Annotated in this window: 10 protein-coding genes and 1 riboswitch; of the genes, 7 read left to right on the forward strand and 3 right to left on the reverse strand. The window is 63.7% G+C overall.

Annotation, left to right across the window (positions count from 1 at the left end; translation table 11 throughout):
- Positions 1-24 precede the first annotated feature (24 nt).
- The 4 genes from G1E_RS06250 (at position 25) to G1E_RS06265 (ending at position 2021) form a co-directional block, all read left to right on the forward strand.
- Positions 25-207, forward strand: coding sequence for a CPXCG motif-containing cysteine-rich protein (locus G1E_RS06250; RefSeq protein WP_009682943.1), 183 nt, complete (start codon positions 25-27; stop codon positions 205-207).
- Entirely contained in the window at positions 207-467 is a 261-nt protein-coding gene (locus G1E_RS06255; RefSeq protein WP_029887158.1) for a putative signal transducing protein, read from the forward strand. The genes G1E_RS06250 and G1E_RS06255 overlap by 1 nt, the downstream gene beginning before the upstream one ends.
- Positions 468-482: 15 nt before the next feature.
- Entirely contained in the window at positions 483-1103 is a 621-nt protein-coding gene (locus tag G1E_RS06260) for an SOS response-associated peptidase (protein WP_029887159.1), read from the forward strand.
- A gap of 99 nt (positions 1104-1202) precedes the next feature.
- A complete protein-coding gene (locus tag G1E_RS06265; RefSeq protein WP_009682939.1) occupies positions 1203-2021 on the forward strand; it encodes a M48 family metallopeptidase in 819 nt (272 codons plus the stop codon).
- A gap of 45 nt (positions 2022-2066) precedes the next feature.
- On the opposite strand, the gene G1E_RS06270 is transcribed toward G1E_RS06265, so the two are convergent.
- From G1E_RS06270 to G1E_RS06280, 3 genes are all read right to left on the reverse strand, one after another.
- Entirely contained in the window at positions 2067-2651 is a 585-nt protein-coding gene (locus G1E_RS06270) for a TMEM165/GDT1 family protein (RefSeq protein ID WP_009682938.1), read from the reverse strand.
- 88 nt (positions 2652-2739) lie between these two features.
- Positions 2740-2878: riboswitch (yybP-ykoY riboswitch) on the reverse strand.
- A gap of 39 nt (positions 2879-2917) precedes the next feature.
- Positions 2918-3916 carry a class I SAM-dependent methyltransferase gene (locus G1E_RS06275; protein WP_009682937.1) on the reverse strand — a complete coding sequence of 333 codons (999 nt, stop codon included), beginning with the start codon at positions 3914-3916 and terminating at the stop codon, positions 2918-2920.
- A gap of 54 nt (positions 3917-3970) precedes the next feature.
- On the reverse strand, positions 3971-4936 hold the full coding sequence (locus G1E_RS06280; protein ID WP_029887160.1) for a 2-hydroxyacid dehydrogenase: 966 nt from the start codon (positions 4934-4936) through the stop codon (positions 3971-3973).
- A gap of 210 nt (positions 4937-5146) precedes the next feature.
- Here G1E_RS06280 and G1E_RS06285 point away from each other — a divergent pair, with 210 nt between their 5' ends.
- The 3 genes from G1E_RS06285 (at position 5147) to G1E_RS06295 (ending at position 10438) form a co-directional block, all read left to right on the forward strand.
- On the forward strand, positions 5147-6829 hold the full coding sequence (locus G1E_RS06285; RefSeq protein WP_009682934.1) for a fatty acid--CoA ligase: 1683 nt from the start codon (positions 5147-5149) through the stop codon (positions 6827-6829).
- A gap of 332 nt (positions 6830-7161) precedes the next feature.
- Positions 7162-9048: a DUF1302 domain-containing protein gene (locus G1E_RS06290; protein ID WP_009682933.1), complete on the forward strand. Its 1887-nt coding sequence runs from the start codon at positions 7162-7164 to the stop codon at positions 9046-9048.
- A 25-nt stretch (positions 9049-9073) separates the two neighbouring features.
- A complete protein-coding gene (locus tag G1E_RS06295) occupies positions 9074-10438 on the forward strand; it encodes a DUF1329 domain-containing protein (RefSeq protein ID WP_009682932.1) in 1365 nt (454 codons plus the stop codon).
- Positions 10439-10588: the final 150 nt, after the last annotated feature.

A 10588-nucleotide genomic window follows, 5' to 3' on the forward strand; every position in this document is an offset into this window, starting at 1 on the left:
GCATAAGTCACCCCGGAGGCCGCGATGCTCGAAACTGCGTTCTACGATTGCCCTTATTGCGGCGAAGAGGTCGAAACCACGGTGGACCTGTCCGGTGGCGATCAGGAGTACATCGAGGACTGCCAGGTGTGCTGCAGGCCGATTCGTTTCGTGCTGCAGGTGCATGGCGAGGAATGGATGCTGGATGTCTACGGCGAGAACGAATGATGCGGCGGATCTACGAACCGGAAAACCTGCTTGAAGCCGAAATGCTGGCCGGGATGCTCGCCAGTGAAGGCATCGCGGTGCAGGTGGTGGGCCGTGACCTGATCGGTGCAGTCGGCGAGCTGCCCATGCAAGGGTTGCTAGGGCTTGCGGTCGCCGATGAGCAGGCCGAGTACGCACGGCAGCTGATCGATGCGTACAATGAGGCCCAGCCACTGGTTGGCGACGAACCGGAGAGTATCCCCGGTACCTTGATCTGCTAGGTTCTGAATTCGCTCATGTGTGGACGTTACGCCCTGTTTCGCTGGCCCCAGGCCCTTGCCAGTCTGCCGGGGTTCCCCGCGGGCCAGCCGGCCCAATGGAATATCGCACCTGGGGCATCGGTGCTGATCCAGCGCCAGCTTGACGGCCAGCAGCAACTGGCCATGGCGCGTTGGGGGCTGACCCCGGCGTGGCTCACCGACCTGTCCCGCACCCCCGCTCATGCCCGCGCCGAAACCCTGGCCGAGCAACCGATGTTCCGTGAGGCGTTTCGCCAGCGCCGCTGCCTGATGCCGGCCAACGGCTTTTACGAGTGGCGGGGCACGGTACGCAAGCGTCCTTATTGGCTGACGCCGGGGGAGGGCGCCTCGTTGTACTTTGCGGCCATATGGGAAGCCTACCCCGTGCAGGACCAGGTGTGGCTGAGTTGCGCGGTGGTGACCCAGGCGGCCATGAACCAGCGCCGGCCGCTGATCCTCGACGATGCGGGCCAGGCTGCCTGGCTCGATCCGGATACGCCGGTTACCCGCCTGCACGAACTGCTGGCCAGCCCGCCTGCGCCACTGCGCGAAAGGGCCTTGGCGAATTTCGTCAATGACCCGAAGCTGGATGCGCCGGAGTGTCTTACCCCGCTTTGATGGGTGGCCGGTGCTGGTGATGAAAATCTTCCCTGCGGCTATGGCGGCTACCGGCGAGTCGGCCTAGGATACGGCGCATGCAAAAAAGGGAGTGTTTTCATGCGTAAGTCTTTTGTCGTCAGCCTGTTGAGTGCTGGCATCGTGCTGGGCGGCTGCCAGGCGGTGAATACCACCAGTGGCGGTGCTGTCGGCGTCGAGCGCCAGCAGTACATGTTCAGCATGCTCTCCACCGATGAAGTCAACAAGATGTACGCCCAGTCGTACCAGCAGACCCTCGGTGAAGCCTCCAGCAAGGGGGTGCTCGACAAGTCCAGTGCCGATGCCAAGCGTGTGCAGGCCATCGCCAGCCGGCTGATTGCCCAGGCCCCCAAGTTCCGCCCGGATTCCGCGCAGTGGGACTGGCAAGTCAACGTGATCAAGAGCGATGAACTGAACGCCAACTGCGGCCCTGGCGGCAAGATCATCGTGTATACCGGCCTGATCGATCAGCTCAAGCTCACCGATGCAGAAATTGCCGCGGTTGTCGGTCACGAAATCGCCCACGCCCTGCGTGAGCACAGCCGCGAGGCGATGTCCAAGGCCTATGGTGTGGAAATGGCGCGCCAGGGGGCGGGTGCCATCTTCGGCCTGGGCCAGAACAGCATGGCCATGGCCGACACCGTGGTGAACTACGCGATGACCCTGCCCAACAGCCGGGCCAACGAAAACGAAGCCGACCTGATCGGCCTGGAGTTGTCGGCCCGTGCCGGCTACGACCCGAACGCCGCAATCACCTTGTGGAACAAGATGAGCAAGGCGTCCGAAGGCGCCCCGCCCGAGTTCATGAGCACTCACCCGGCATCTTCCAGCCGCATTGCCTCGCTGCAGGCGGCCGTTCCCAAGGTGATGCCGCTGTATCAGGCCGCGGCCAAGCCATGATCGCTTGAAGCGTGGGGGCGCACGGCGCCCCCCCGTCATTTCCGGTTACCCGACCCAGCCACTGGCCTTCATCGCCGAGTACACGGCCACGATCGCCAGTACGAAGAACGCCGCGGCCGCCAGGCGACGGATCAGCGTCAGCGGCAGCTTGTCGGCTGCAAAGTTGCCCGCCAGCACTACGGGTACGTTGGCAATCAGCATGCCCAGCGTGGTGCCGATGATGACCATGATCAGGTGCGGGTATTGGGCCGCCAGCATCACGGTAGCGACCTGGGTCTTGTCACCGATTTCGGCGAGGAAGAACGCAATCAGCGTGGTCAGGAACGGGCCGAAGCGGCGCGCCGGGTTCTCGTCATCGTCCATTTTGTCCGGTACCAGGGTCCACAGCGCCGTGGCGGTGAAACTCGCGGCCAGGATCCAGTGCAGGGCCGAATCGCTGAAGAAGCTACCGACCCACGCCCCTACGGCACCGGCTGCGGCATGGTTGGCCAGGGTGGCGGCGATGATGCCGGCAATGATCGGCCAGGGCTTGCGGAAGCGCGCGGCGAGAATGAGTGCGAGCAGCTGCGTCTTGTCGCCGATTTCGGCGAGCGCAACGATGGCGGTGGGGACCAACAGAGATTCCAGCATCAGGATTCCTACGGGGGCGGGTCGACACGGCTATGACACGTACAGCCTTCCCGCCCCGGGTAAGGTGTGCGTGTCATAGGTCTTGTCAAACCCCGGATCCGTCTATGCGGATCTCTCCATGCACGTGGGCATGGGGGTCGCACGCGCCATGGTCTGTGGACCAAGTATGTTGACGCGTACCGGGCGAGCGGTGGGCTCGCGGGAGACTACTCCCCTAGGACGGAGCGGATTCTGCCTTGGCAAAATGCTTTCGGCAAGCGCTGTTTTCAGCCATGCACGGCCTGGTAGATTCGGAAGCCTTCCGCCTCGTCGCGTATCTGGCAGTTGCCCAGCGCCCCTTCGATCAGCGGCTGGTAGCGCAGGAAGCTATTGGCAACCAAGCGCATTTCGCCCCCTTTTCGCAGATGAACCGCCAATTTTCTCAGCAAGTTTTCCGAGGCCTGGTAATTGGTGTGCACCCCGGTATGGAACGGCGGGTTGCTAAGAATCAGGCTCAGGTCGAGCGGTGCTGCATCAATGCCATCACCGCTGATCACCTCACCTTCCAGGCCGTTTGCAGCCAGGGTCAGACGGCTGGCCGCCACGGCGAAGGCATCCACGTCCAGCAACGTCACCCGGTTGTGCGGGTAACGGCGCTTGACTGTGGCACCCAGCACCCCGGCACCGCAACCGAAGTCCAGCATGTGGCCGCTGGGCAGGTTGTCCAGGTGCTTGAGCAGCAGCGCAGTACCGCGGTCCAGGCGGCCGTGGCTGAACACACCGGGCAGGCTGACCACTTGCAGCGGTCCGTCTTCCAGGGCCAGTTCAAAGCGCTGCGCCAGGCTCTGCAGCGGTGTCGCCTGCGGGGCCTGGTCGACCGTCACCTGCCACAACTGGCAATGCCGCGCGCTGTCGAGCTTGCGCGGCTTGCCGAAAGCCTGCAACAGCTTGGCCGCGCCCTCGATGCCACCGCGTTTTTCACCGACCAGGTACAGCGCGCGACCCGCCAGGCGGGAAGCCAGGGCGTTGAGCAGGTAGGCGGCCAATTCGCGGGATTTGGGCAGGAACAGCACGGCGCTGTCGAACGCGCCCGCCGGGGGCTCTACGCCATACTGGCTGCGGCCCGCAAAGCGGCCTTCTAGCACGGCCTGGTCGCCGGCGTGCCACGACCAGGCGCGGGCTTCGGGCAACTGCCCGAGCAAGCCGTCGGCGGGGGCGCCTGCGAGCAGCAGCGGGCCCTGGAACAGCTCCGCCTGGCGGAGCAATACTTCACTGCGCGGGTCCATGAACGACGCCTCCTGGAAAAAAGTGGCGCAGTGTAGCAGAGCCCGGCGCCTGGCTCAGCTGACCACGCGGCGTGGCTGCCCGGCGAAAAAGGCCTGGGCGTTCTCGCTGAGCTGGCCGACTATACGCTGGCGCGCCTCCACCGCGCCCCAGGCGCTGTGTGGGGTGATGATCAGGCGCGGGATACCGGCTTCGAGCAGCGGGTTGCCGTTGACTGGCGGCTCCACGCTCAATACGTCGGTGGCAGCGCCGCCCAGGTGGCCACTGCGCAGCGCATCGGCCAGGGCCTGCTCATCGATCAGGCCGCCGCGCGCGGTGTTCACCACCAGCGCCCCAGGCTTGAGCAGGGCCAGCTCGCGCGCCCCCAGCATGTGCCGGGTGTGCTCGTTCAAGGGGCAGTGCAGGGTCAGCGCGTCAACCTGCGGCAACAACGCCTCCAGCGGCAGCCGGTCGGCCCGCTGCGGGCGGCCGGGGATCAGCCCGCTCAGTACGCGCATGCCGAACGCTTCGGCCAGCCGCGCCACCGCGCCGCCCAACTCACCGTGGCCAAGCAGGCCAAGGGTTTTGCCCTGCAGTTCGACAATCGGGAAATCCAGCAGGCAGAACTGGTTGGCCTTGGCCCATTGCCCCTCTGCCACCGCCTGGTGGTAGTCGCACAGCCGCGTGGCCAGCGCCAGCAGCAGCGCGAGGGTGTGCTGGGCGACAGACGGCGTGCCGTAGCCCTGGCAGTTGCACACCGTGATGCCCTGGGCGCGGGCGGCGGCCAGGTCGACGTTGTTGGTGCCGGTGGCGGCCACCAGAATCAGCTTCAATTGCGGGTTTGCGGCCAGCACGGCGGCGTCGAGCACAACCTTGTTGCTGACCACTGCTACCGCGCCCTGCAGGCGCTCGGCGACCTGTTCCGGGGCGGTGGCGGCGAACAGCTCGAACTGGTCGAACTGCTGCTGCAGGGGCGACAGATCCAGGTCGCCGAGGTCCAGGGACTGGTGGTCGAGAAACACGGCGCGACGCGGGCTGGGCATGAACATCTCCTGGGCAGGGGTGGGTTTGTGGTGGGCTCCCGGCGCAGTGTCCAGCTCAACCTCGCCGCCCGTCAACGCCTCGCGGCTCATACCTTGGCCAGGCAAATCATTCCTTCGGCTGATTTGGCCGTCACATTGGCGAACTACAGTAACTCCCCAGATCAGCTCCCCACCGACTTTTCCGGCCCGCTTCCAAGAAAAGGGATATCCATGTTGCAGACCCGCATCATCAAGCCCGCCGAGGGCGCCTATGCCTATCCATTACTGATCAAGCGCCTGCTGATGTCTGGCAGCCGCTACGAGAAGACCCGCGAAATCGTCTACCGCGACCAGATGCGGCTGACCTACCCACAGCTCAACGAGCGTATCGCCCGGCTGGCCAACGTGCTGACCGAGGCCGGGGTCAAGGCCGGTGACACCGTGGCGGTCATGGACTGGGACAGCCACCGCTACCTGGAATGCATGTTTGCCATCCCGATGATCGGCGCCGTGGTGCATACCATCAACGTGCGCCTGTCACCCGAGCAGATCCTCTACACCATGAACCACGCCGAAGACCGGGTGGTGCTGGTCAACAGTGACTTCGTCGGCCTGTACCAGGCCATCGCCGGGCAGTTGACCACTGTCGACAAGACCGTACTGCTGACCGATGGCCCGGCCCAGGTCGCCGACCTGCCCGGGCTGGTGGGTGAGTACGAACAACTGCTCGCCGCCGCCAGCCCGAGCTACGACTTCCCCGACTTCGACGAGAACTCGGTGGCGACCACGTTCTACACCACTGGCACTACCGGCAACCCCAAGGGCGTGTACTTCACCCATCGGCAGCTGGTGCTGCACACCCTGGCCGAGGCTTCGGTCACCGGCAGTATCGACAGCGTGCGCCTGCTGGGCAGCGATGACGTCTACATGCCGATCACGCCGATGTTCCACGTGCATGCCTGGGGCATTCCCTACGCGGCCACCATGCTCGGCATGAAGCAGGTGTATCCCGGTCGTTACGAGCCCGAGATGCTGATCAGGCTGTGGCGTGAAGAGAACGTCACCTTCTCCCACTGTGTGCCGACCATCCTGCAGATGCTGCTCAACTGCCCGACTGCCCAAGGCCAGGACTTCGGCGGCTGGAAGATCATCATCGGCGGCAGCTCGCTGAACCGGTCGCTGTACCAGGCGGCGCTGGCCCGCGGCATCCAGCTGACCGCAGCGTACGGCATGTCCGAGACCTGCCCGCTGATATCCGCCGCGCACCTGAACGACGAGTTGCAGGCCGGCAGTGAGGATGAGCGCGTCACCTACCGTATCAAGGCCGGGGTGCCGGTACCGTTGGTGGAGGCGGCGATTGTCGACGGCGACGGCAACTTCCTGCCCGCCGATGGCGAAACCCAGGGCGAGCTGGTGCTGCGTGCACCGTGGCTGACCCAGGGTTACTTCAAGGAGCCGGAAAAGAGCGAAGAGCTGTGGCTGGGCGGCTGGCTGCACACCGGCGACGTCGCCACCCTCGACAACATGGGTTACATCGACATACGCGACCGTATCAAGGATGTGATCAAGACCGGTGGCGAGTGGGTGTCGTCACTCGACCTGGAAGACCTGGTCAGCCGCCACCCGGCCGTGCGCGAAGTCGCGGTGGTGGGGGTGGCCGACCCGCAGTGGGGCGAGCGCCCGTTTGCCCTGCTGGTGGTGCGCGAGGGCATGGCGATCGATGCGAAAGCGCTGAAGGACCACCTCAAGCCGTTCGTCGAGCAAGGCCATATCAACAAATGGGCGATTCCCAGCCAGATCGCCGTTGTTACTGAAATTCCCAAGACCAGTGTCGGCAAGCTGGACAAGAAGCGCATACGCCAGGACATCGTGCAGTGGCAGGCTAGCAACAGCGCCTTCCTGTCCACCCTGTAAACCCGGGGCGGGTCGCGTGCGACAGAACGCGACCCGCGTTCTAGAGCGGCTGGCGCCTTGCCAAATGGTAAAAATGCGCCATCCTTGAGCACTGCCAGCACGCGATCAAGGAAAAAACCCAACGAGTGGTTGGCACGGAGCGCAAATCACACTTTAGAGGGATCAAGCGCCTGTGCCTTGCTGGCTATAGTCGGGGCCAGGGGATTTTCAGGAATGGGGGAGGGCGTCACGCGCTAGCCGTGCCGCCGCAGGCGCAAGCCTGCAAACCGGTCACTCGGGCCGTTCTTGAAAGGACTCACTGCCATAACAATAAAGTACATGGAGTAGCGTCGATGAAATCTGCAAATCCGTTCTGGCGCCGGGCCAAGCTGCCCTTGGCCGTCAGCATCGCTTCCACGCTCGCAAGTCCTGCTTTCGCTGTCAGTTTCAACATCGGTGAAATCGAAGGCCAGTTCGACTCGTCGCTCTCCATTGGCGCCAGCTGGTCGACCGCCAACCCCAACCGGAACCTGATCGGGGTGAACAACGGCGGCAAGGGCCTGTCGCAGACCTCCGACGACGGTCACCTGAACTTCAAGAAGGGCGAAACCTTCTCCAAGATCTTCAAGGGTATCCACGACCTGGAGCTCAAGTACGGTGATACCGGCGTTTTCGTGCGCGGCAAGTACTGGTATGACTTCGAGCTGAAGGACGAAGGTCGCGAGTTCAAGGACATCAGCGATTCCAACCGCAAGGAGGGGGCTAAATCGTCCGGCGCCGAACTGCTCGACGCCTTCGTCTACCACAACTACTCGATCGGTGATCAGCCGGGCTCGGTTCGCCTCGGCAAGCAGGTGGTCAGCTGGGGCGAAAGTACCTTCATCGGTGGCGGCATCAACGCGATCAACCCCATCGACGTGTCGGCGTTCCGCCGCCCGGGTGCCGAGATCAAGGAAGGCCTGATTCCGGTCAACATGTTCTACATCTCCCAGAGCCTGACCGACAACCTGTCGGCCGAGGCCTTCTATCAGCTGGAGTGGGACCAGACGGTCGTCGACAACTGCGGCACGTTCTTCTCGCAACCCGACATCATCGCCGATGGCTGTACCGACAACCTACGCGTGCTTAACAGCAGCCGCACGGTACCGGGCGCCGCCCAGCAGTTTCTTGCCACGCGCGGCGTGAACATCAACGAAGAGGGCGTGATGGTGCGGCGTGGTGCCGACCGCGATGCGCGTGACAGCGGGCAGTTCGGTGTGGCCATGCGCTACATGTTCGAGCCGCTGGACACCGAGTTCGGTGCCTACTTCATGAACTACCACAGCCGTGCGCCAATCTTCAGCGCCACAGGGGCCGCACCTTCGGTATTTGCAGGGCTCAGCGCGCTGCCTGCGCAACTGCGGGCGCTGGCGCCGCTGATCGTGGCCGGCAATTCCGAGTACTTCGTCGAATACCCGGAAGACATTCGCCTGTATGGCTTGAGCTTCTCCACCACATTGCCCACTGGCACCGCCTGGAGCGGCGAAATCAGCTACCGGCCCAACGCACCGGTGCAGCTCAATACCACGGACATCCTGTTTGCCGGGGTTCGCCCGATTGGTGGCGCATTGAGCAACGCCTCGCTGCTGACAGGCACCCCTGGCCAGGACCTGCATGGCTACCGTCGCAAGGAGATCACTCAGTTCCAGACGACCCTCACGCACTTCTTCGACCAGGTGATGGGCGCCAGCCGCATGACCGTGGTCGGCGAGCTGGGTGTGACCCACGTCGGTGGCCTGGAGAACGCGCACGATACCCGTTACGGCCGTGACCCGGTATTCGGCCCAGGCCCGCTGCCCGCCACCGGCGGCGCAGATACCTGCCAGGCACTCAACAGCAGCACCATCGCCGGCGCGGGTGCGGGTGCCTCCACCGCCAACCTGAACCGCAAGTGCGAGAACGACGGCTACACCACCAGCACTTCGTGGGGCTACCGCGCCCGCGTGATCTGGGATTACAACGACGTGTTCGCCGGGGTCAACCTGAAACCGAGCGTGGCCTGGTCGCACGACGTGTCGGGCTATTCGCCAGGCCCTGGCGGCAACTTCGAGGAAGGCCGCAAGGCAGTCAGCCTGGGCCTGGACGCCGAGTACCAGAACACCTACACGGCGAGTCTGTCGTACACCAACTTCTTCGACGGCAAGTACAGCACCGTGGATGACCGCGACTTTGTCGCCCTCAGCTTCGGCGTGAACTTCTAAGCCCACAGATCCAGGACAACACGACATGAACAAGACCAGAAGTCTGCTGCAAGCCGGTGTGCTGAGCCTGTCCCTGCTGGCGACCAGCGTCATGGCTGCGGTATCCGCCGACGAGGCGGCCAAGCTGGGTAGCACGCTGACCCCGATGGGCGCCGAAAAGGCCGGTAACGCCGATGGTTCGATCGGCCCATGGCAGCCCTTGTCGAAAACCGCAGGCAGCGTCGATGGCAAAGGCTTCCTGTCCGACCCGTACGGCAGTGAGAAGCCACTGTTCACCATCACTGCGCAAAACGCCGAGCAGTACAAGGACAAGCTCTCGCCAGGCCAGATGGCCATGCTCAAGCGTTACCCGGACACCTTCAAGATCCCGGTATTCAAGACCCACCGCGGTTCCACTGTGCCTGCCGACGTGTTCGCCGCCATCAAGGAGAACGCCACCAAGACCACCCTGGTGGAAGGCGGCAACGGCCTGAGCAACTTCCGCACCGCGATACCGTTCCCCATTCCGAAAAGCGGCCTGGAGGTGATCTGGAACCATATCACCCGCTACCGGGGTGGCAGCGTCAGCCGCCTGGTTACCCAGGCCACCCCGCAACAGAACGGCTCCTTCAACCCCGTGTACTTTTCCGACCAGTTCGTCTTCCGCGACAAGATGAAGGATTACGACCCGAACAACCCGGGCAACATCCTGTTCTACTTCAAGCAGGAAGTTACCGCCCCGGCGCGCCTGGCCGGTACCGTACTGCTGGTGCACGAAACCCTCGACCAGGTCAAGGATCCGCGCAAGGCCTGGATCTACAACGCCGGCCAGCGCCGAGTGCGCCAGGCGCCACAGGTGTCGTACGACGGCCCGGGTACCGCCGCTGATGGCCTGCGCACGTCGGACAACCTGGACATGTACAACGGCGCGCCAGACCGCTATGACTGGAAGCTGGAGGGCAAGAAGGAGCTGTACATCGCCTCCAACGCCTTCAAGCTCGATGACCCCAAGCTCAAGTACACCGACATCATCAAGGCCGGGCACATCAACCAGGACCTGGCCCGTTATGAGCTGCGCCGTGTCTGGCATGTGGTCGCCACACTGAAGCCGGGGCAGCGGCACATCTACGCCAAGCGTGACTTCTACATCGACGAAGACACCTGGCAGGCCGCAGTGATCGACCAGTACGATGGCCGTGGCCAGCTGTGGCGCGTGTCCGAGGCGCATGCCCAGCCTTACTACAATGTCGAGGTACCGTGGTACACCCTGGAGGCCATCTACGACCTGCAGTCTGGTCGTTACCTGGCGCTAGGTATGAAGAACGAAGAGAAGCGTGCTTATGACTTCGGCTTCAGTGCCAGCAAAGCCGATTTCCAACCGGCGGCGCTGCGCCAGTCCGGCATTCGCTGAGCAGAACGCATTCAAGCGCCGGTTTACCGTAATGTTGTTCACTTGTGTGTGATGTCACACTGATTGGGGCTGCTGCGCAGCCCATCGCGACACAAGGCCGCTCCTACCAAGACCTTGCAGTTCTTGAGGCCTGCGCTGTACCTGTGGGAG

Source organism: Pseudomonas sp. TJI-51 (assembly GCF_000190455.2).
Taxonomy (GTDB): domain Bacteria; phylum Pseudomonadota; class Gammaproteobacteria; order Pseudomonadales; family Pseudomonadaceae; genus Aquipseudomonas; species Aquipseudomonas juntendi.

Bases quoted from the DNA above. Each gene is read 5' to 3' on its own strand.
- G1E_RS06250 (WP_009682943.1), top strand. From the start codon at position 25: ATGCTCGAAACTGCGTTCTACGATTGCCCTTATTGCGGCGAAGAGGTC.
- G1E_RS06255 (WP_029887158.1), top strand. From the start codon at position 207: ATGCGGCGGATCTACGAACCGGAAAACCTGCTTGAAGCCGAAATGCTG.
- G1E_RS06260 (WP_029887159.1), top strand. From the start codon at position 483: ATGTGTGGACGTTACGCCCTGTTTCGCTGGCCCCAGGCCCTTGCCAGT.
- G1E_RS06265 (WP_009682939.1), top strand. From the start codon at position 1,203: ATGCGTAAGTCTTTTGTCGTCAGCCTGTTGAGTGCTGGCATCGTGCTG.
- G1E_RS06270 (WP_009682938.1), bottom strand. From the start codon at position 2,651: ATGCTGGAATCTCTGTTGGTCCCCACCGCCATCGTTGCGCTCGCCGAA.
- G1E_RS06275 (WP_009682937.1), bottom strand. From the start codon at position 3,916: ATGGACCCGCGCAGTGAAGTATTGCTCCGCCAGGCGGAGCTGTTCCAG.
- G1E_RS06280 (WP_029887160.1), bottom strand. From the start codon at position 4,936: ATGCCCAGCCCGCGTCGCGCCGTGTTTCTCGACCACCAGTCCCTGGAC.
- G1E_RS06285 (WP_009682934.1), top strand. From the start codon at position 5,147: ATGTTGCAGACCCGCATCATCAAGCCCGCCGAGGGCGCCTATGCCTAT.
- G1E_RS06290 (WP_009682933.1), top strand. From the start codon at position 7,162: ATGAAATCTGCAAATCCGTTCTGGCGCCGGGCCAAGCTGCCCTTGGCC.
- G1E_RS06295 (WP_009682932.1), top strand. From the start codon at position 9,074: ATGAACAAGACCAGAAGTCTGCTGCAAGCCGGTGTGCTGAGCCTGTCC.